Genomic DNA, 20,957 nt, shown 5'->3' with positions numbered 1-20,957 from the left:
CCTCAGTCGATTCCCGGGATGAAGGATTCATCTCCCCGGAACGCGGCGATGGTCTCGACTAGCAGTTTGACCGCGCCTTCGACGTCGCGCAGGTCGCAGATTTCGACCGGCGAGTGCATGTAGCGGTTCGGAATGCTCAGCAGTGCGGTGGCCACCCCGGCCCGGGTCATCTGGATCTGAGCCGCATCGGTACCGCCGGAGGCGCGATGCGCCGCAGTCTCCTGATAGGCGATCTTCTTCTCCTTGGCAATGCGGCGAAGCATACGCCCGAGCACTGGATTGTTGTCGCAGCTGCGGTTGAGTTCGGGGCCGCCGCCGAGCCGGATTTCGCCGAGCAGTTTCTTCGGGATGTCCGGCAGGTCGGTGGCGAAGCCGACGTCGATGGCGAAGCCCACCTGCGGGTCGACGCCGAAGGTGCTGGTGTGGGCGCCGCGCAGGCCGACCTCCTCCTGCACGGTGCCGACGCCGTAGACGGCGACGTTGAGCTTCCGCTTCGCAAGTTCGCGCATGGTTTCGGCGACGACGAAGGCGCCGACCTTGTCATCGGTCCCCTTCGACATGAAGCGGTGTTCGTTGAGCATCCGGAAGTTGGAGCGCACCGCCACCGGGTCGCCCACCGAGACGATCTTCTCCGCCTCGGCACGGTTTTCCGCGCCGATGTCGATCCACATGTCGGAGAGTTCGGGCGGCACCTCCCGCTCCGCGGGTTTGAGCAGGTGGATCGGTTTCTTGCCGATCACGCCGCGCACCCGGCCGGAGGCGGTCAGGATGTCCACTTCGGTCGACGGCACGTTGAGCTTGTCGATTCCGCCGTTGGGGCGGAAGTAGAGCAGCCCCTCGTCGGAGATGTAGACGATCTGGAATCCGATCTCATCGTAGTGCCCGGCCAGCATCACCCGCATCGGCGCGCCGGGGTTGAGCACCGCCATCGTATTGCCGAGCACGTCGGTCTTCACCTCGTCGCAGCAGGGAGCGAGGTAGTTGCGGAAACAGGCCGCCGCCTCCTCTTCAAAACCGGAGGGGCTGGAGGAATTCATGAACTCTTCGAGAAATTTCAAACTGGTTTTCGTCAGCATATCTTCACCTCGAATGGTTGTGGAATTGAATCGATACCATAACGTACAGCCGGAATGGTGTTTTTTCCAGAGCCGCAGCGGGAAGAAACGCGCATTTTTTCTCTTTCGGAGCGAGATTTTTCCGGTTCAAACTTGCAATTCGCCGCCGCCCGGTTTATTATAGAAAAACGTCTCCACATCCATTATCCGGAGTAAGGAATCATGATGCTCAAATATCTCTATCCGCAGGGCCGTCCGAAGGCGCTCACCATGAGCTACGACGACGGCGTAACCCAGGACCGCCGGCTCGTCGCCCTCTTCAACCGTTACGGCATCCGGGGGACCTTCCACCTCAACTCCGCGCTGCTGGGCACCGGCAACCGGATTCAGCCGGAGGAAGTCGCCGACCTCTACGCCGGGCACGAGGTGAGCTGTCACAGCGCGCACCACCCCTATCTCGAACGGATCGCGCCCGCTTCGGTGCTCTCCGAAGTGCTCGACGACCGCCGGAAACTCGAGGAGCTCACCGGGATGCCGGTCGTCGGCATGAGCTACCCCTTCGGCACCCACAATCCCCAGGTGATCGAACTGCTCCGCAGCTGCGGCATCGTCTACTCGCGCACCACCGCGTCGCACGGGAGCTTCGCACTGCCGGATGATTTCCTGCTCTGGCACCCGACCTGCCATCACTCGCACGATCTGGATGCGAAGGCGGAAGCGTTTCTGAACCTTTCGCCCTACCGCGAACTCTCACTCCTCTACGTCTGGGGGCACGCCTACGAGTTCGACCGCGAGGAGCCCTCCAACAACTGGAAGCTCATCGAAGCGTTCTGCGAGAAGGTGTCCGGCCGGGATGACATCTGGTACGCCACCAACCTGGAGATCTTCGAATATGTCGCCGCACTCCGTTCGCTCGTAATCAGCGTCGACGGGAAACTGCTGCGCAACCGCTCCGGCCTCGACCTCTGGGTGCAGGCGGACGGGAAACCGGTGAAAATCCCCGCCGGAGCCGGCGTCACGCTCTGAACGCCATTACATTTTGGTGAAGTTCCCGCCGTTCCGCTTGAAAAAGAGCCGCCGGGGAATCATATTAATAGGATGTGATTTCGATAAATCCGGCCCGGGCGGAACGGCGTGCATCTTCCGGCCCGGAGAAACAGGAGAGATGCCGTCGGTAATTGTGCAAGGAAGAAGGAGGATTCTGAATGAAGCAGGAGAGTCCCGGTTATGTGGTGCTTGAAGTAGAAGGGAAATCGGTCCGGCTGCCGGTGGTGGTCGGTTCGGAGGGCGAAAAGGGAATCGACATCGGCGCGCTGCGCCGTGAAACCGGTTACGTCACGCTCGACCCGAGCTTCATGAACACCGCCGCCTGCTACAGCAGCATCACCTTCATCGACGGCGAGAAGGGGATCCTCCGCTACCGGGGGATTCCGATCGAGGAGCTGGTCCGCAAGACCATGTTCGTCGAGGTCGCCTATCTGCTGGTCCACGGCGAACTGCCGAACGAGGAGCAGCGGCGCAACTTCTCGGCGATGCTCAACATCAACTCGATGCTCCACGAGGACATGCGTCATTTCTTCGATCACTTCCCGCGGGGAGCGCACCCGATGCACATCCTCTCGACGATGATCAACGCGCTGGCGGCCTTCTATCCCAACGTCGACCTCAAGTCGCTGTCGGAGGATATCGATCAATCCACCGCGCGGCTGATTTCGATCGTCCGGACGATGGCGGCGTTCGCCTACAAGAAGTCGATCGGCGAGCCGGTGGTCTACCCCCGGCACGACCTCTCCTACTGTGCGAACTTCCTCAACATGATGTTCGACTCGCCGGTCAAGCCCTACCAGATTCATCCGGACGCGGTGCGGATTCTGAACATGCTCTTCATCCTGCACGCCGATCACGAACAGAACTGCTCGACCACGGCGGTGCGCACCATCGGCAGCGCGCAGGTGAACCTCTACGCGACCATCTCGGCAGGGATCTCGGCGCTCTCGGGCCCGCTCCACGGCGGCGCCAACCAGGCGGTGATCGAGATGCTCAAGATGATCCAGCAGGACGGGAACGTCAAGAAGTTCCTTGACATGGCCAAGGACAAGAACAACCCCTTCCGGCTGATGGGTTTCGGCCACCGGGTCTACAAGACCTACGACCCGCGCGCGGCGATCATCAAGCGCGAGTGCCACGCCTATCTGGAGCGGACCCACTACAGCGACCCGCTGCTCGACGTGGCGCGCGAGGTGGAGGAGGCGGCGCTGAACGATCCCTACTTCATCGAACGCAACCTCTACCCCAATGTGGACTTCTACACCGGCATCCTCTACCGGGCGCTGGGCATTCCGGAGAACATGTTCACGGTGATGTTCGCGCTGGCACGACTGCCCGGCTGGATCGCTCATTGGAAAGAGATGATCGGCAGCGACACCAAGATCGTCCGTCCCCGCCAGATCTACATCGGCAAAACTCCGGTGGAAACGGTGGGCGTCATGGAAAACCGCGAACCCCTGCTGCAGTAATCCGCGGCACAGAAGAGAGGGGGAGCTTTGGCGGCGGCGGTGAAATTCATCCACTGTGCCGACCTGCATCTGGGCAGCGCATTTCTCGGCCTCGGCCGCGACCTGCCGGAGCTGGCCGGACGCCTCGCCGAAGCGCCGTTTACCGCATTCACCCGGATTGTCGATCTGGCGCTCCGGGAGCGGGTGGATTTTCTGGTGATCGCGGGCGACATCTTCGACCGCGACAATCCTTCGCTCGCCGGCCGGATGCGTTTCCGCGAGGAGCTGCTCCGGCTGGACGCGGCGAAGATCCCGGTCTTTCTTGCCGGCGGCAACCATGACCCGGTTCCGGCGGCGTGGCCCCCGGCGGTGAAACTGCCCGGCAACACCCGTCTGTTCGCCGCCGACACGGTGGAATTCTTCCCGGTGGAGCGGCACGGCGAAGTGATCGCCCGGGTCGGCGGCATCAGTCACAGCCGCCCCCGGCAGACCGACAACCTGACGGAACGGTTCGCCGCGCCGCCCGGCGGCCCCTTCACAGTGGGGGTGCTCCATGCGAACGTCGGCGCCCAGCCGGGATTTCAACCTTACGCCCCCGCCGCAGTCGCCGACCTCGCCGGGAAAGGGGTGGATTACTGGGCGCTCGGGCACGTCCACAACTTCCGGAAGGTGAACGAGGCGGCCCCGGCGGCGTACTACCCGGGCTGTCCGCAGGGGCGGGCGGTCAACGAGCCGGGGGAACGTGGCTGTCTGCTGGTGCGGGTCGATTCCGCCGGCAGACTTTCGGTTGACTTTCATCCCCTCGAAGCGATGCGGTTCGAAGTGCTGGAGGTTGCCGGACTGGCGGATCTCGAACGTTTCGACGAACTGGCGGACCGTTGTCGGCAGGCGGCAGAGCAGTACCGCGGCGGCGCGCCGCTGCTGCTCCGGCTCCGCCTCTCCGGGCCGACGCCGCTCAACGCGGAGCTCCGCCGCAGTGACCCGGCGGAACTGGCCGGCCTGCTCGGCGCCGCCCTGCCGCCGAATGCGACGCTCGAACGGCTCGAACTTGCCACCACCGGAATCCGCACCGAAATCGACACCGACAGCCTCGCGGCCGAAGTGGCGACCTCCGCCGCCGAACTGCGGGAGGAGGAGGCATTGGAGCGGGAGCTTGCCGTGCTCCGCTCGAAGTGTCCGGGGGTGCCGGAGTTCACTCGCGACGAGCTGGAATCCATCCGGCATGACGCGGTCGAACGGATTCTCGACCTGCTCGCGGGAACCATGGAGGCGCGGCCATGATCATCCGGGAAATTCATATCGACAACTTCGGCCGCTTCCACGATTTTCACCTGACCGGCCTGAGAGAAGGCGTCAATCCGGTCACCGGCGGGAACGAATTCGGCAAAACCACGCTGCTGGAGTTTCTCCGGCGGCTCTTCTGGGGCTTCGCGGTGCGAAAAAACAGCGGCCGCAACCCCTATCCGGCGCTGGAGGGCTCCGGCCTCTACGGCGGGCGGGTCGAAGTCACACTCGCCTCCGGCGAAGCGCTCACCATCACCCGGCAGGGGCCGGGGGACGGCGTACTTCGTCTCACCCGGGCGGACGGGTCGGAGGCCGGCGGCGAAGCGGAACTTGCCGCCCTGCTCAACGTGAGCGAAAACTTCTACACCAACGTCTACGCGGTCACCATCGACGAACTGAACCGGCTCGCCTTCCTGAGCGACGAGGACATCCGCGCCCGGCTCTACGGGGCGGGCATCGCCATGGGCGAACTCTCACTGCCCCGGCTCGGGAGCGACCTCGACCGCCGCGCCGACGAACTCTTTCTGCCGCGCGGCCGCAAACACCGGCTCCACGCGCTCCAGCAGGAGTACGACAACCTTGCCGGGGAGCTCGACGCGGCCAACCGGTCGCTGCCCGACTACGAAGCCCTGCAGTCCCGCGCGGCGGAACAGCGGAAAACGCTGGAGGAGCGGCGAAGCGACCAGCGCGATGCCGCCGCCCGGCTCGACCGGGTCGAACGGCTGATCCGCGCCCTGCCGGTCCGGGAAAAACTCCGCCGTCTGGAGGAGGAACTGGCCGCGACGCCTCCCCTGCCCCCTGCCCCTCCGGGCGCGGAAGAGGAGCTGACCCGCCTCCGGAAGGAGCAGGAGAAGAGCCGCACCCGGCTGGAACTGCTGGCGGCGCGCGAAGAGAGTTTTCAGCGGCAGGCCGGCGAACTTGGTCCGGCGAAGGATTCCCCGCTGCTCGACGCGGAACCGGCACTGGCCGCGCTGGAGGCGAAGCAGGAGTGGATGCGTCGGCAGAACGACGAACTGCGCCGGCGGCGTGAACTCGACTCCGCCCTCACCGGCCGCTGTGCCGAACTGGAGCGACAGCTCACCCCCTTCACCGGAACACCGGTTCCGCCGCCGCCCGGCGAACCGCTTCTCGACCGGTGGCGCGACCCGGCACGCCGCCCGCTCCCGGCGAAGGAGAGTGCGCCGGATTTCGCCGCCGCCGGAATTCTCGCCATCGGCGCCGCAACGGCAGTCGCGGCGGCCGTCGCTGTCGGATTTGCCGCCAAAGCTCCGGCGGGCTGGGCGGTCGGAGCGGGCATGCTCCTTTTTGTCCTCTTCGGAGCGTGGCTCCATCGCCGGAACCGGAACCGCCGTCTCGATGCGGCATTCGAGACGTTTCTGCGCGAAGCAGGGCTCCGCCCGGAGTGTCCCTCCGGCGCCGTCGAAACCGTGTTCACCCGCCTCGCCGACCTGGCCGGACTCCGGCGCGAACAGGAGCTGCACCGCGAAGAGATCCGCCGCATCGAGGAGGAATTGAAGTGTTTCCGACGGGACTACCTTCAGCTGCCCGGCGCCGCGGGGGAACCGGAAAGCGGCCTCCTCCGGCTCCGGCACGAACTGGAGGCGGAGAAGGTGCGCCGTTCGCGGCAGACCCTTCTCGCCGAACAGCGCGCCCGCCTCGCTCCGGAACTCGAAGAGGCGCGGCAGGCGGCGAAACGTTCGGAAGAGGCGCTGACCGGCTTCTTCGCCCGCTGCGGCGTCGCCGGTGAAGCGGAGTTCCGCACCATGACCGGACAGCGCGCCCGGCGCGCCGCCCTCGAACAGGCCGCTTCCGCCGAACAAAAGGCGCTCACCCTCCTTCTGGGGGAGAATCCGCCCGCCGGAGAGGCCGCGGTCGACGCCGAGACGCTGAACGCGGAAAAAGAGGCGCTGGCCGCACGCTCGGCCGCACTGGCGGAGGAGATCTCCTCTCTGGAACGCTCCGTCGGCGCGGCGGAACAGGAGGCGGCCCGGCTTCTCGCCGCCGCCGATCCGGCACAGCTTGCCAACCGGCTCGAAGGGTGCCGCAACACGATGAAGGAGAACGCCCGGGACTATCTGATCTGGCGTGAATGCCGCCGGTTGCTCGACCGTTCGATCGCCCGCTATGAACGGGAAAAACAGCCGGAGGTGATCCGGCGCGCCGCCGAACTCTTCGGGAACTTCACCCGCGGGCGTTATTCGCGCGTCCACAAGTCACTCGCCACCGGCGAACTGCTGATGACCGACGCGCTCACCGGGCTGCAGAAGCGCGTCGCCGAGCTCTCCCGCGGGACGCTCGAAGAGCTGATGGTCGCCATGCGCCTGGCCCTGATCGAATACTCGGAGCGGGAGTCCGAACCGCTTCCGATCGTCTTCGACGACATCTGCGTCAACTTCGACCCGGAACGCCGGAATGCCGTCCTCGCAGAGCTGGAGCGGTTCGCGAAGAACCGGCAGATCCTGTTCCTCGCCCATCCCCTCCCCGGGGAGCCGGAAGCGCGAAAATTGCCCTGAATCTCGCAATTTCTCTGGCAATTTCCACAATTTGCACTATATTACATCGTTTTATTATTATTTTTGAATTCGGCAACAAGAATTTATCCATTCGCCACCGGAAGGAGCAGTCATATGAAGTGTGTGGTACTGGCCTATCACAACGTCGGCAGGGCCGGCATTGAAGCGCTGGAGCGGAACGGATTCGAAATCAGCGCCATTTTCACGCACAAGGACAATCCGTCGGAAAATATCTGGTTCGGCTCCGTCGCGGAACTCGCCGGCGAACGCGGCATCCCCGTCTTCGCCCCCGAGGACATCAACCACCCGGTCTGGATCGGCAGAATCCGCGCCATGGCGCCGGATTTCCTCTTCAGCTTCTACTATCGCAATCTCATCAAGGAGGAGCTGCTCTCCATTCCGAAACACGGCTGCATCAACCTTCACGGTTCGCTCCTGCCGAAGTACCGCGGCCGCGTGCCGATCAACTGGGCGATCATCAACGGCGAAACCGAAACCGGCGTCACCCTCCATTACATGACGGAGAAAGCCGACGCCGGCGACATCATCGATCAGGAAAAGTTCGCCATCACCGACGACGACACCGCCCGCACCCTCTTCGACAAGGCGGTCGCCGCGACCGCGGTGGTGCTCGACCGCGCCCTGCCGCTGCTGCGCGAAGGACGCGCCGCCCGCATTCCGCAGGAGGAATCGCAGGCCACCACCTTCGGCAAACGCGGTCCGGAAGACGGCCGCATCGACTGGAACAAATCCGCGAAGGAGATCCGCAATCTCGTGCGCGCCGTGACCCGTCCCTATCCGGGCGCGTTCAGCTTCATCGGCGACCGCAAATGCTACTTCTGGTCGGTCGATGCGGTTCCGGCCGCCCGCAAGGCGGCGCCGGGCACGGTGCTCTCCAGCGCGCCCTTCACCATCGCCTGCGGCGAAGGCGCGCTCCGGATCAAGACCGCGCAGCTTGAAGGCGGCATCTTCACCACCGGCGACCAGCTCGCCGCCGACGCCCGCATCGTCGAGAACATGGTCTGGAACGACGATCCGCGCCGCCTCCGCGCCGCCGGCCGCAAGAAGTCGGTGCTGATCCTCGGCGTCAACGGCTTCATCGGCAGTCACATCAGCGAACGTCTGCTCGACTCCGGCAAGTACGAAGTCTACGGCCTCGACCTGCGGAGCAACTACATCGACCACCTGCTCGACCGCCCCGGCTTCAATTTCCGCGAGGGGGACATCTCGATCCACCGCGAGTGGATCGAATACCACATCCGCAAGTGCGACATCGTCCTGCCGCTGGTGGCGATCGCCACGCCGATCGAATACACCCGCAATCCGCTGCGGGTCTTCGAGCTGGACTTCGAAGAGAATCTGCGGATTGTCCGCTACTGCGTCAAGTACAACAAGCGGATCATCTTCCCGTCGACCAGCGAAGTGTACGGCATGTGCGAAGATCCCCAGTTCGATGAGGACAACTCCAAGCTGGTCACCGGGCCGATCCGGATGCAGCGCTGGATCTACTCGACCAGCAAGCAGCTGCTCGACCGGGTCATCTGGGCCTACGGCGCGAAGGGGGTGCTCCAGTTCACGCTGTTCCGTCCGTTCAACTGGATCGGGCCCCGGCTCGACAGCCTGACCAGCGCCCGGATCGGCAGCAGCCGCGCGATCACCCAGCTGATCCTCAACCTGGTGCAGGGTGCGCCGATTCAGCTCATCGACGGCGGCGAACAGAAGCGCTGCTTCGTCGACATCCAGGAGGGTGTCGAGGCGCTCTACCGCATCATCGAGAACAAGGACGGCAAGTGCTCCGGCAAGATCATCAACATCGGCAATCCGGCCAACGAGGCGAGCATCAAGGCGATGGCCGAAATGCTGGTTGAAAAGTTCGACAAACACCCGCTGCGCAGCAAGTTCCCCCCGTTCGCCGGCTATCTGGTGGTCGAATCGGGCGCCTTCTACGGCAAAGGGTATCAGGATGTGCAGCACCGGGTGCCGAGCATCCGCAACGCGAAGAGGTTCCTCGACTGGGAGCCGCACATTCCGCTGGAGAAATCGATCGAGACCACGCTGGACTTCTTCCTCTCCGAAGCGATCAAATCCGGTGAATTCAACCTCGATTGAACGATATGAAGACCATCGCACTGCGCATTGACGTGGATACCTTCCGGGGGACCGGTCGCGGCGTGCCCGCACTCTGCCGGATTCTCGAAAAGTACGGCGTCCGCGGCACCTTCTACTTCTCGGTCGGGCCGGACAACATGGGCCGCCACCTGTGGCGACTGCTCCGTCCCGCCTTCCTGTGGAAGATGCTCCGCACCAATGCGGCCGGGCTGTACGGCCCGGAGATCGTGCTGATGGGGACCGCCTGGCCGGGGCCGAAGATCGGCCGCCGCCACGCCGGCGTGATCCGCGCGGCAATGGAGGCGGGGCACGAGGTCGGGTTTCACGCCTGGGATCATCACCGGGCGCAGGCGAAACTCACCACGATGAGCGTCGAAGCCATGCGTTCCGAACTGCGCACCGGCCTTGCGGAGCTGGAGAGGATCACCGGCGTCGCGCCCCGCACCAGCGCCGCACCGGGGTGGCGGACCAATGCCCAGCTGCTGGAGGTCAAGTCGGAGTTCCCGTTCGACTACAACAGCGACTGCCGGGGGGAGTTCCCCTTCTACCCGGTGGTGAACGGCCGGCGGCTCGAACAATTGCAGATTCCGGTGACGCTGCCGACCTACGATGAAGCGCTCGGCCGCGACGGGGTCACCGATGAAAATTACAATGAATTTCAGATCTCTCTCTTGAAGCCGGAACGGCTCAACGTCCTCACCATCCACGCGGAGGCCGAGGGCGGGCGCTGTGCCGGAATGTTCGAAGAGTACCTCCGCCGGGTGCTGGAGCTCGGCTACCGGGTCGTGCCGCTCGGCGTCGTTGCGGCGGAGGTGAAGGAGAGCGCCCCGGAGGGGCGGATGGAGCTGAAGGCATTTCCCGGACGCGAGGGAGTTCTCGCGGTCCAGATTTGAAGGAAGGGTTTATCTCATCGTTAAGGAAACAGGAGTTTCAAGGGTAATGAATCCAAAGTATGCGTTTCTGGAGAAGGTCGGCCGGGAACCGAGCAACCTCATCAAGGGGCTGCAGGCGGTTCAGGGGGCCGAGGGGTACGTCTCCGACGAAAGCATCGAGGCGATCGCCGAATATTTCGGCATCCCCGCGGTGGAAGTCGAGGGCGTGCTGAGCTTCTACGCTCAGTTCAAACGGGTCAAACCCGGCAAGTACAAGATCGCCGTCTGCGACGGCACCGCCTGCCACATCAAGGGCTCGCCGCTCATTCAGGAGTGGCTCAAGCGCGAACTGGGCATCTCCTCCGGAGAGACCGACGCGAAGGGGCACTTCTCGCTCGAAACCGTCGCCTGCCTCGGCTGCTGCAGCCTGGCGCCGGTGATGAGCGTCAACGGCCGGGTCTACGGCAAGCTCGACCGCAAGAGCATGATCAAAATTCTGAAGGAGTATGAAGCGAAATGAGCGACCCCAGAATCCAGAAAATCCGCGTCGGCGTGGCGAGCTGCGGCGTTGCAGCCGGAGCTGATGCGGTCCTCGAGCGGCTCCGTCAGGACGCGGGGTCGATTCCGGTCGAAGGCACCGGCTGCCTCGGCCACTGCTATGCCGAACCGCTGGTGGAGGTGCTCCTCGACTCCGGCGAGTCGGTCTTCTACCGCGACGTGCGTCCGACCGACGCCGCCATCGCGAACATCCTCTCGGTCGGCCCCGACAGCCGGTTTGAGATTCCCGCCGCCCGCAAGGCGAAGGAGCTGGTCAAGGTTCTGGCGCTCGCCGGACGGGTCAACCCGACCAGTTACGAAGATTACGTCGCCAACGGCGGCTACAAGGGGCTGGAGAAGGCGCTGTCGATGACCTCGGCCGAAGTGGTCGATGAAGTGAAGCGCTCCGGACTGCGCGGCCGCGGAGGCGGCGGCTTCCCGACCGGCAACAAGTGGAGCTTCCTCGCCGCCAAGCAGGCGGACGAAAAGATTCTGATCTGCAACGCCGACGAGGGTGACCCCGGCGCGTTCATGGACCGCTCGCTGATGGAGAGCGTGCCGCATCAGGTGCTCGAAGGCATGCTGATCGCCGCCCACGCCACCGGAGCGACCAAACTCTTCATCTACTGCCGCGCCGAATACCCGATGGCGATCAAGCATCTCAAGATCGCCATCGCCCAGATCTACGAGCACAAGCGCAACGTGGTCAACGGCCGTGAGCTGGAAATCATCATCAAGGAGGGCGCCGGCGCCTTCGTCTGCGGTGAGGAAACCGCGCTCATCGCCTCGTTGGAAGGACAGCGGGGCACGCCGCGCTTCCGTCCGCCGTTCCCGACCGACAAGGGGTGGATGGGCTACCCGACGATGATCAACAACGTCGAAACCTACGGCAATGTGCCGCTGATCCTCACCGAGGGCGGCGACGCGTTCGCCTCGGTCGGCACGGCGGGCAGCAAGGGCACCAAGCTCTTCGCGCTGGCCGGCGACCTCAAGTACCCCGGTCTGGTGGAGGTTCCGATGGGGACCACGCTGCGTGAAATCGTCTTCGACATCGGCGGCGCGGATCCGGACCAGGTCAAGGCGGTGCAGACCGGCGGCCCCTCCGGCGGCTGCATCCCGGTCGAACTCTTCGACACGCCGGTGGACTACGATTCGCTGCGCGCGCTCGGCGCCATCATGGGCTCCGGCGGCATGATTGTCATCGGCAAGAACCGCTGCATGGTGGAAACCGCCCGCTACTTCCTCGACTTCACCCGTCGTGAAAGCTGCGGCAAGTGCACCTTCTGCCGCGTCGGCACCACCCGGATGTTCGAGACGCTCGAGCGGATCGTCGCCGGCAAGGGCGAGATGGCCGACATCGACTTTCTGGAGGAGCTCGGCAACAAGGTGCGCCGCGGTTCGCTCTGCGGACTCGGCCAGACCGCGCCGAACCCGGTGCTGGCGACGCTGCGCTACTACCGGCATGAGTACGAGGCGCACGTCCGCGACCATCAGTGCGAGGCGCTCGAATGCAATGCTCTGGTCGACCTCAAGCTCGATCAGAGCAAGTGCGTCAAGTGCCGGCTCTGCATCAAGACCTGTCCGGTCGGCGCCATCTCCGACAATTTCGTGATCGACAATGAGAAGTGCACCCGCTGCAACAGCTGCCTGGAAGTCTGCCCGAAGAAGGCGATCAGCCGGGTGATGAAAGGTTCCAAGTAATGAGTATCGAATTTATCCTGGACGGCCGGACCGTCAGCGCGGAACCGGGCCAGACCATTCTCGAAGTGGCGAAGGCGAACGGGATCGAGATCCCGACCCTCTGCCGCGAACAGCGCATCTCCCGCACCACCAGCTGTTTCGTCTGTGTGGTGAAGGATAAGAAAACCGGTCGTTTCCTGCCCTCCTGCTCGGCCTGCCCGGCCCAGGGGCAGGAGATCGACGCCTCCAGCGACGAGGTGCTCGACATGCGCCGCACCGCGCTCAATCTGCTGTTGAGCGAACACTCCGGCGACTGCGAAGCGCCCTGCACCATGGCCTGCCCGGCCCACGCCAACGTCGAAGAGTACGTCCGCGCCGGGCGCAAAGGGGAGTTTCTCGAGAGCTTGAAGATCATCAAGGAGCGCATTCCGCTGCCGATGTCGATCGGCCGGGTCTGCCCGCGCTTCTGCGAGAAGGAGTGCCGTCGCAACGTCTACGGCAAGCCGGTCGCCATCAATGAGTTCAAGCGTCTCGCCGCCGACCTTTACTACGACACCTACATGGAAGAGCTTCCGCCGGAAACCGGCAAGAAGGTCGCCATCGTCGGCGCCGGTCCGGCCGGACTCTCCGCCGCCTACTATCTGCGCCGGAACGGCGTGGCCGCGACGATCTTCGAAGCGATGCCCAAGGCGGGCGGCATGCTCCGCTACGGCATTCCGGAGTACCGGCTGCCGAAGGCGATTCTCGACCGCGAACTCGCCCACTTCGAGAAGATGGGCGTGAAGTTCGTCTTCAACCGCAAGCTCGGCGAGAACCTTCAGCTGGAAGAGCTGGAGAAGGAGTTCGACGCCGTGGCGATCGCCGTCGGCTGCTGGAAGGCCTCCGGCATGCGCTGCGAAGGCGAGGAGCTGGTCACCCAGGGAATCGACTTCCTGCGCAACGTCGCGATGAACGACAACAAGGCCCCCAACCCGGGCAAGGTGGTGGTGGTCGGCGGCGGTAACACCGCGATGGACTGCCTGCGCACCTCGGTCCGCCTCGGCAGCCCCGAGGTCCACTGCTTCTACCGCCGTACCGAGGCGGAGATGCCCGCGGAGAAGATCGAAATCCACGAGGCCCGCGAAGAGGGTGTCAACTTCAACTTCCTCCTCGCCCCGGTCAAAGTGGAAAAGCGCGGCGGAAAGCTGGTGATGACCTGCCGCCGGATGGAGCTCGGCGAGCCCGACGCCTCCGGCCGCCGCAAGCCGGTGGAGATTCCCGGCAGCGACTTCGAGGTCGAAGCGGATACCATCATCGCCGCGATCGGCCAGTCGACGCTGGCGCCTGCCGGACTGCCGGTCACCCGGTTCCGCACCATTGAGGTGCAGGGCGACACCCAGCGTGTCTCCGGCAAGGTCTACGCCGCGGGCGACTGCGTCTCCGGCGCGGCCACCGTGGTCGAAGGGGTCGCCGGCGGGCGCAAGCTCGCGCTGGAGATCTTCAGCGAACTTACCGGCGCGCCGCTCCCGCAGGAGCACACGGTGTTCGTCTCGCGCGGCAAGTGGCAGAATCTGAAGAAGTCCGACCTGGTCTTCCTGCGCGACGACGTCTCCGAGGCGGAACGCGCCCAGCTGGACTTCATCCCGCTGGAAGAGCGCAAGACCACCTTCAAGGAGGTCTGCTCGACCATGCCGAAAGAGCGCGTGATGAGGGAAGGCGAGCGCTGCATCGAGTGCAGCTGCACCGACAAGCACGACTGCAAGCTGCGCAAGCACGGCGAATGCTACCACTGCAGTCCGGATGCGATCAAGGGCAACCGGCTGCCGGTCAGCTACGACATCCGCCACCCGCTGATCATTCAGGATCGCGGCAAGTGCATCAAGTGCGGCATCTGCGTCAAGATCTGCAAGGAAGTGATCAACAAGAACCTGCTCAGCACGAAGAAGCGCGGCTTCTTCACCTACGTCGGAACCGGTTTCGACAAGGGATTCCCGAGCAGCTGCAGCGAATGCGGCGAGTGCATCGAAGCCTGTCCGGTGGGTGCGCTCGACTGGCGCATCAAGAAGTAAGAGAGTTCTTTCCGCGGGGTCCGTTTCCGGATCCCGCGGGGAGACGGAGAATCCGGCATCCCGGCGGAAACGAACCGCCGCATGACTCCGGGAGGGAGAAAACATGCTCAGAGATTTGCGAAAACTGCCGACCGACCGCGTTCTGGTATCGCCGTCGGTGCTGGCTTCCGACTTCAGCTGCCTCGGCGGGGAGATCGTCCGCGCCGCACAGGCGGGAGCCGATGTGATCCACCTCGACGTCATGGATGGCGGATTTGTACCGAACCTCTCCTTCGGGCCTCCGGTGATCCGGAGCATCCGCCCGAAGAGCGGACTTCTGTTCGACACCCATCTCATGATCGAGCATCCGGCGAAATACGCGGCGGCATTTGCCGCCGCCGGTGCCGATCATCTGACCTTTCATCTGGAGTGTTCCGACCCGGCCGGCGAAGTGATCGACGCGATCCGGAAGGCGGGGTGCACGGTCGGAATTTCCCTGAAGCCGGCGACGCCGCCCGAAGCGGTGTTCCCGTGGCTGGAGAAGATCGATCTCGTGCTGGTGATGACGGTGGAGCCCGGCTTCGGCGGCCAGAGCTTCATGGCCGGCCAGCTGCCCAAAATCGCGGCGATCAAGCGGGAAATTCTCCGCCGGAAACTGCACATCCAGCTGGAAGCGGACGGCGGGCTCGATGAGCGGACGGTGATTCCGACCGCCTCCTGCGGCGCCAATCTGATCGTGGCCGGGACCAGCGTCTTCCGCCATCCCGAGGGGATGGAGGAGGCGATCCGCCGTCTCCACGCGGCGACCGGCGTACTGGACTCGCAACTGTAACACAGGACCATCTCTACATGAGCGCACTCAAAAATACTCCGCTGGTGGAATACCACATCGAACTGGGAGCCAAGATGGTCCCCCACGCCGGCTGGAACATGCCGCAGCAGTATCCGGAAGGAATCATTGCGGAACACCGCCACACCCGTTCGGCCTGTTCGATCTTCGACAACTGTCACATGGGGGAGTTCCGCCTGGCCGGACCGGGTGCGGTCGCCTTCGCGGACCGGCTGACCGCGCGTCCGCTCTCCGACCTGCCGGTCGGGCGTTGCCGCTACAATCTGCTGCTCAACGAATCCGGCGGTGTGATCGACGACATCATCGCCTTCCGCATGGCGGAAGATGATTTCTTCTGGGTGGTCAACGCGGCGAACACCGCGGTCGACGCGGCCTGGATCAAGGCGCACCTGCCGGAATCGGGCGTGCTCTTTCAGGATCTTTCGGCCGATCTGGCCAAACTGGATCTGCAGGGGCCGAAATCGGCGGACGTGCTGGGTGCGCTCGGCTTCGACGTGTCGCAGCTTCCCTCCTATTTCCACTGGATCACCGCCGACGTGGACGGCATCCGCTGCATCATCAGCCGGACCGGCAGCTCCGGTGAACTCGGCTACGAACTCTTCTTCGACGAGGAGTACGCCGACCAGCTCTGGGATCTGCTGCTTTCGACCGAACCGGTGATGCCCGCCGGACTGGGCGCGCGGGATACGCTGCGTCTGGAGATGGGCTACCCGCTCCACGGGCACGAACTGCAGCCGGAGTGGTCGCCGTTCGACTCCGGGCTGGGCGACTGGCTCGATCTGACAGCGGAACGGGATTTCATCGGGCGCGACGCGCTCCGGAAGCGCCGTCAGACCCGGCAGGCGGTCGGGGTGAAGCTCGACAGCCGCCGGGCCGCGCGCGGAGGCTGTCTGGTGCTCAATGAAAAGGAGGAGATCATCGGGGTGGTGACCACCGGCGCGTACTGCCCGACGCAGGACAAGGCGGCGGCGCTGTGCAGCATCGATCTGGAGTGCGCCGTCAAGCCGGGCGACCGGGTTCTCTTGGAAGCGGGTCCGGTGAAACTGCCGGGCACCGTCGAGAAACTGCCGTTTCACCACGCCGGAACCGTGCGGGAAAAGCTCACCTGCTGACGAAAAGGAACGGATTTATCAATTTTTTTCAAGCGACGGATTGACAAACCGGCAAAGCGGTGTTATTTTAGGTTTCATCTCGTTACGAGGCGTGGTAGCCAATCGGCTAGGCAACGGTCTGCAAAATCGTTTAGACCGGTTCGACTCCGGTCCACGCCTCCATTTTTTTTGCCCTCAAATCCCGGATTTCATCGCAAAAGCCGGGATTTTTCATTTCCCGTGGATCCCCCGTTTTTGCGTCAAAGTTCCGGCAGACATAAAAAAGGAGCGCCGCCGGGAGTTCCCGGCGGCGTTCCGTCTGCACTCCAGCGCCCCGATGCCCGGCGTCGAACATGCGCCGTGGAGACGCGGCCGATACCGCAACCATCAGGGAGCAATCCCGGAGGACCTGGGGTCACCTCAGCGGGAGATTGGTGACGCCCAACTGTTGAAAAATGTCGTAACGATCGTACTTGGCCCGTTTTTCAATAATTTTTCCCTCCTTGTTGAAGGTGAGCCAGGTCATGAAATCAATCATGATATGTTTTTTCGGAGTGGGCACTCCATGCCATGAATTTCCGAGAAGAGTGCCCTCAAATGTCAGATAGACCGCTACAAAATCGCCATCTGCCGCAATCCTTTCGACTTTCATTTTGAAATCACCGGCGGGATCCATATTGGCCCGTTCGTGGTCGATGAATGCCTGCAGGCCTTCCAGTCTGGTATGGATCTGCGGATAATAGACAAATTTTTCATCGCAGAGTTCGAAAAGTCTGTCATATTGTTTGTTGGCAATCCGTTCATAAAATTTTCTGGCGGTCTCCTTGTTCATCGCGGCATTAGATTGCTGTTCCTGTTCCTTCATGATCCGTTTCCTTTCTCAAGAAAAAGACGTTGTGTATTTCACAATTTTATGAACACTTCACGGTGTGATAAGCATTCAACACTCGAGCTTCTGCTCATCGGGGCAATGGGCGGACGGGGACTCAAACTCCAGCGTGGCATGGCTGATTCCATGCTCCGCAAGCTCCTCATGCAGGCGGGCTCTGGTCGCATCCAACTGCTCGAGATCGTTCAGCACCACGTGAGCGGTCAGCGCATTTTCGGTGGTGCTGATCGGCCAGATGTGGAGGTGGTGAATCGCTTTTACGTTGGGATCCTCCAGCAGGTGCTCCCGGATGTCATCCACCTGAATCCCCTCGGGGACTCCATCCATCGCCAGCCGCACACTCTCCTTGAGCAGCCCCCAGGTGGAGAAGAGGATCACCACGGCAATCACCAGCCCGATCAACGGGTCGACGATGTTCCACCCGGTCCAGAGAATCAGCACGCCGGAGAGGACCACCCCCACCGAAACCAGCGTATCGGCCAGCATGTGCAGATAGGCGCCCTTGACGTTGAGATCATGCTCCTTCTCCCGGATGAAGAGGAACGCGGTCAGGCCGTTGATGACCACACCGATTCCGGCGGTGATGATGATCGGCCATCCCCCGACCTCCGCCGGAGACAGAAACTTCCGGATGCACTCCGTCATAATCACGCCGACCGCGATGAGAAGAATCGCGGCATTCAGCAGCGATGCCCAGATCGTACTCTTCCGGAACCCATAGGTGTAATTTTGACAGTAGCGCTTCCGGGCCAGCAGAAACGCCGCCAGAGAGATCAGCAGCCCGCTCACGTCTCCCAGGTTGTGGCCCGCATCGGCGAGCAGCCCCATCGACTGGAACAGGAATCCCGCCGTGAACTCCCCGATGACGAACAGGGTGTTCAACACAATTCCAAACAGAAATGCACGCCCCTTGACCGCATCGGCGGAGAGTTCGTGATGATGGTGATGATGTTCGTGTTCATGATCCGACATGGTGATTTCCTCCCTTCAAAACCGGCAGACTTCGCCGTCCTCCGGCACCAGAAGCCGCGTTTCCAGATGATGGTCCCGGATATAGCTGCGCAGATCGCGGCGCCAGAGTTTCTCGTGGCCGACGTTGTCCATGTGGCTGGCGATGACCACCGCGCGAGGCGCATGATCGAGCACCGCCTGAACATCCTCCAACCCCATGATGATCCGGCCGAAACCGACAATGGTCGCCTCGGCCGCATTGACTACGATCACATCCGGAGCAAACGTGTCAATCGCCGCCTTCACGTAGTCGCACCAGATGGTGTCTCCGGCGAGGTAGAGCGTTTTTGCTTCGGCGGGATGGCGCATCACCACGCCGCACGCACTTTTGCGCATGTTCACGGTTTCATAGAGCAAACCGATGTTGCCCGGCTGTCCGTGCAGGCAGTCGGTCTTGATCAGCTGCACGCCCTTGAATTCCACGCCGGCGTATTTCAGAATCCGGATGTCCGTGAACCCCTTCGCCCGCAGAGTCTCCCCGTCGATCGCATCCTGAACGAAGATCGGCATATCCCGGGGAATCACCTCCATGGCACGTTCGTCGAAGTGATCGAAATGAAGGTGCGTGGCAATCACGGCATCCACATTCAGAATTTCGGCGAGCGGCAGCGGAAGATCGCTCACCGGGCACCGCAGTTCCGGATTGGGGGAACCGGGAATCGGCGGAATCGATCCCTTGTCACCCAGCCACGGATCAACGAGAAAACGGACTTCGCCGAATGTTACGATCGCCGTCGCACTTCTGATCTCTTGAAATTTCATTATAATCTCCTCCTGTGATATCGAAACTGAAATTTTATTTCTTCGCCTCCGCCTCATCCACCGGCAGGTGGAACGCCTCGATAATCGCTTCGACCTGCTTCTCCCCGATCGGCCGGAACGACCCGATGCGACTGGCCAGCAGGAGACATTTGGCGGTGAATTCGGCGACCTCCAGCCGGTCGAACGCCTCCAGCAGCGTCTTGCCGAAGGTGATGACGCCGGAGTTCTCCACCAGCAGCACCGGGTGTGCCGGCGACAGGTATTTGAGCGCATTTTTCGGCGAGGCGAAATACTCCTGCGAAGAGAGCATCGGCATGTCGCGCAGCTGAATGTAACTCTCCGGAATCGTCCGGCTGTCGATGGGAGTGGCCGTCGTGGCAAACGCCATCGCGTGCGGCGGCCGGGTCATGATGATCGCATTGGCCCACGGACAATTTCGGTAGAACTCCCGGCAGTACGCCGCCCCGGTGCCCGGAATCTTGCCGCTTTCCCGCCGCCCCTGCCGGACCCGGACCATATCCCCCGCATTCATCGACATCGGGTCGAAGTTGGTCGGGGTGATGAGAAAATCATCCTCCCCCAGCCGGGCGGAGAGGTACGCACTGCCGGAGAAAAGCAGCTTCTGCCGGTAGGCGCGATGGCGCAGATTGACGATCTGGTCGCGCAATTCGCACTCCTCCGGGGAGGCTCCCGTCGGTTCGAACTCCGGCCACTCCTGATGCTGCGGGAATCCCGCCGGGTGAATGAGCGGCGACGGCAGACCGCTGGCATTGATCTGAATCCGGGCAATGTAGTCGAGCGTCTCGAACCTTCGGAACGCTTCCGCGATGGTTCGGCCGCACATCACCGCGCCATGATTTTCCATCATGACGCTGTCGGCTCCCCGCTCGAACTCCGCCGCGATGATCCGGCCCAGGCTCGCGCTGCCGGGGATGTCATAATGGGAGAAGGTCACCTTTCCGCACACTTCGGCGCTTCCGGGCACCAGCGTGGGATCAGGGCACGCCCCGATCATGCTGAACGCCACCAGTGCCGGCGAATGCGCATGCAGCACCGCCCGGACGTCACGGCGCCGGGAGTACACCGCGGCATGAAAGGGCAATTCGCAGCTCGGCCGGTGAATGCCGATCACCTGCCCCGCCGGCGTGACCTTGACGATATCCTCCGGCCGCAGAGAGCCCTTGTCGATTCCGCCCGGTGTGATCCAGATGTTCCCGTCGTCATCCTTGAGCGAGATGTTTCCGCCGGAGGTCGTAGTCATTCCATAATCGTAAAGCCTCTGCAGTGTCGCCACCAGAATATTCCGAGGGTGGGTGTAGCTGAATGTCGTCATTGATTCCTCCTCATATTATTATTTAATAAAACGATGAAATAAATTCCCCGAAAAAATCACATTTTCTGATTCATCAGATGGTCGATGAGTTTCTGCCGCTGCACCTCCAGATTGCGGGCCTGCTCCTCAGGGGAGAGCCGGCTGAACGCGTCCCGCGCCTCCATGAAGCTGACCATCCACGGGATACAGGGATAGGCGAGGCGGTAAAACACATGTTTGCCGCGTTTCTCGCACTCCACCACATGTGCCTTCTTCAAAACATTCAAATGTTGACTGATGGATGAAAACTCCTCGTTGGTTCCGGTGACGAAATCACAGACGCAGAGCTCCTTCCCTTCCAGATGCTTCGCAATCCAGAGCCGCGTCGGATGGCCGAGCGCCTTGAATACTTCGGCAAGTGTCGCAAGTTCTTTTGTCTCGTCGTTTGCCATATGCCCTCTCCTTTCATC

17 protein-coding genes and 1 tRNA gene are annotated in these 20,957 nt (G+C 62.9%); 12 read left to right on the top strand and 6 right to left on the bottom strand.

Annotation, left to right across the window (positions count from 1 at the left end; translation table 11 throughout):
- Positions 1-2 precede the first annotated feature (2 nt).
- Entirely contained in the window at positions 3-1,076 is a 1,074-nt protein-coding gene (locus tag ACMLHG_RS06900; protein ID WP_295811738.1) for a M42 family metallopeptidase, read from the bottom strand.
- Positions 1,077-1,277: 201 nt separating this feature from the next.
- Between ACMLHG_RS06900 and ACMLHG_RS06895 the strand changes: the two genes are divergently transcribed.
- The 12 genes from ACMLHG_RS06895 (at position 1,278) to ACMLHG_RS06840 (ending at position 16,696) form a co-directional block, all read left to right on the top strand.
- Positions 1,278-2,081 (top strand): polysaccharide deacetylase family protein, encoded by an 804-nt coding sequence (locus tag ACMLHG_RS06895; protein WP_294437254.1) that lies wholly within the window; start codon positions 1,278-1,280, stop codon positions 2,079-2,081.
- Between the two features lie 179 nt (positions 2,082-2,260).
- Positions 2,261-3,571: a citrate synthase gene (locus ACMLHG_RS06890; RefSeq protein WP_417170011.1), complete on the top strand. Its 1,311-nt coding sequence runs from the start codon at positions 2,261-2,263 to the stop codon at positions 3,569-3,571.
- Positions 3,572-3,610: 39 nt separating this feature from the next.
- The gene (locus ACMLHG_RS06885) at positions 3,611-4,831 is read left to right on the top strand and encodes a metallophosphoesterase family protein (protein ID WP_417170010.1); all 1,221 of its coding nucleotides are present in this window, start codon (positions 3,611-3,613) and stop codon (positions 4,829-4,831) included.
- On the top strand, positions 4,828-7,347 hold the full coding sequence (locus ACMLHG_RS06880) for an AAA family ATPase (RefSeq protein WP_417170009.1): 2,520 nt from the start codon (positions 4,828-4,830) through the stop codon (positions 7,345-7,347). Before ACMLHG_RS06885 ends, ACMLHG_RS06880 begins: the two co-directional genes overlap by 4 nt.
- Positions 7,348-7,461: 114 nt before the next feature.
- Positions 7,462-9,456: a bifunctional UDP-4-amino-4-deoxy-L-arabinose formyltransferase/UDP-glucuronic acid oxidase ArnA gene (gene arnA, locus ACMLHG_RS06875; RefSeq protein ID WP_417170008.1), complete on the top strand. Its 1,995-nt coding sequence runs from the start codon at positions 7,462-7,464 to the stop codon at positions 9,454-9,456.
- 5 nt (positions 9,457-9,461) lie between these two features.
- A complete protein-coding gene (locus ACMLHG_RS06870; protein WP_295811767.1) occupies positions 9,462-10,349 on the top strand; it encodes a 4-deoxy-4-formamido-L-arabinose-phosphoundecaprenol deformylase in 888 nt (295 codons plus the stop codon).
- 46 nt (positions 10,350-10,395) lie between these two features.
- Positions 10,396-10,848: a complex I 24 kDa subunit family protein gene (locus ACMLHG_RS06865; RefSeq protein WP_294437245.1), complete on the top strand. Its 453-nt coding sequence runs from the start codon at positions 10,396-10,398 to the stop codon at positions 10,846-10,848.
- A complete protein-coding gene (locus ACMLHG_RS06860; RefSeq protein WP_295811753.1) occupies positions 10,845-12,566 on the top strand; it encodes an NADH-ubiquinone oxidoreductase-F iron-sulfur binding region domain-containing protein in 1,722 nt (573 codons plus the stop codon). Before ACMLHG_RS06865 ends, ACMLHG_RS06860 begins: the two co-directional genes overlap by 4 nt.
- On the top strand, positions 12,566-14,593 hold the full coding sequence (locus ACMLHG_RS06855; protein WP_417170007.1) for an FAD-dependent oxidoreductase: 2,028 nt from the start codon (positions 12,566-12,568) through the stop codon (positions 14,591-14,593). Before ACMLHG_RS06860 ends, ACMLHG_RS06855 begins: the two co-directional genes overlap by 1 nt.
- Before the next feature lie 103 nt (positions 14,594-14,696).
- Positions 14,697-15,404: a ribulose-phosphate 3-epimerase gene (rpe, locus tag ACMLHG_RS06850; protein ID WP_417170006.1), complete on the top strand. Its 708-nt coding sequence runs from the start codon at positions 14,697-14,699 to the stop codon at positions 15,402-15,404.
- Between the two features lie 17 nt (positions 15,405-15,421).
- A complete protein-coding gene (gene gcvT, locus ACMLHG_RS06845; RefSeq protein WP_417170005.1) occupies positions 15,422-16,534 on the top strand; it encodes a glycine cleavage system aminomethyltransferase GcvT in 1,113 nt (370 codons plus the stop codon).
- An 88-nt stretch (positions 16,535-16,622) separates the two neighbouring features.
- Positions 16,623-16,696: transfer RNA gene (locus ACMLHG_RS06840), tRNA-Cys, on the top strand.
- A gap of 232 nt (positions 16,697-16,928) precedes the next feature.
- Here the strand turns inward: ACMLHG_RS06840 and ACMLHG_RS06835 are convergent.
- From ACMLHG_RS06835 to ACMLHG_RS06815, 5 genes are all read right to left on the bottom strand, one after another.
- The gene (locus ACMLHG_RS06835) at positions 16,929-17,378 is read right to left on the bottom strand and encodes an ester cyclase (protein ID WP_294437236.1); all 450 of its coding nucleotides are present in this window, start codon (positions 17,376-17,378) and stop codon (positions 16,929-16,931) included.
- A 75-nt stretch (positions 17,379-17,453) separates the two neighbouring features.
- Positions 17,454-18,374 carry a cation diffusion facilitator family transporter gene (locus tag ACMLHG_RS06830; RefSeq protein ID WP_294437235.1) on the bottom strand — a complete coding sequence of 307 codons (921 nt, stop codon included), beginning with the start codon at positions 18,372-18,374 and terminating at the stop codon, positions 17,454-17,456.
- A gap of 15 nt (positions 18,375-18,389) precedes the next feature.
- Entirely contained in the window at positions 18,390-19,175 is a 786-nt protein-coding gene (locus ACMLHG_RS06825; protein WP_294437233.1) for an MBL fold metallo-hydrolase, read from the bottom strand.
- 34 nt (positions 19,176-19,209) lie between these two features.
- Positions 19,210-20,508, bottom strand: a complete 1,299-nt coding sequence (locus ACMLHG_RS06820) for a class II aldolase/adducin family protein (protein ID WP_294437232.1) — start codon at positions 20,506-20,508, stop codon at positions 19,210-19,212.
- Positions 20,509-20,564: 56 nt separating this feature from the next.
- Positions 20,565-20,939 (bottom strand): ArsR/SmtB family transcription factor, encoded by a 375-nt coding sequence (locus tag ACMLHG_RS06815; protein WP_294437231.1) that lies wholly within the window; start codon positions 20,937-20,939, stop codon positions 20,565-20,567.
- Positions 20,940-20,957: the final 18 nt, after the last annotated feature.

Source organism: Victivallis sp. (assembly GCF_048170485.1).
GTDB lineage: Bacteria > Verrucomicrobiota > Lentisphaeria > Victivallales > Victivallaceae > Victivallis.
The sequence above is the reverse complement of the archived record's forward strand: the minus strand, read 5'-3'. Positions and strand labels throughout refer to the sequence as shown.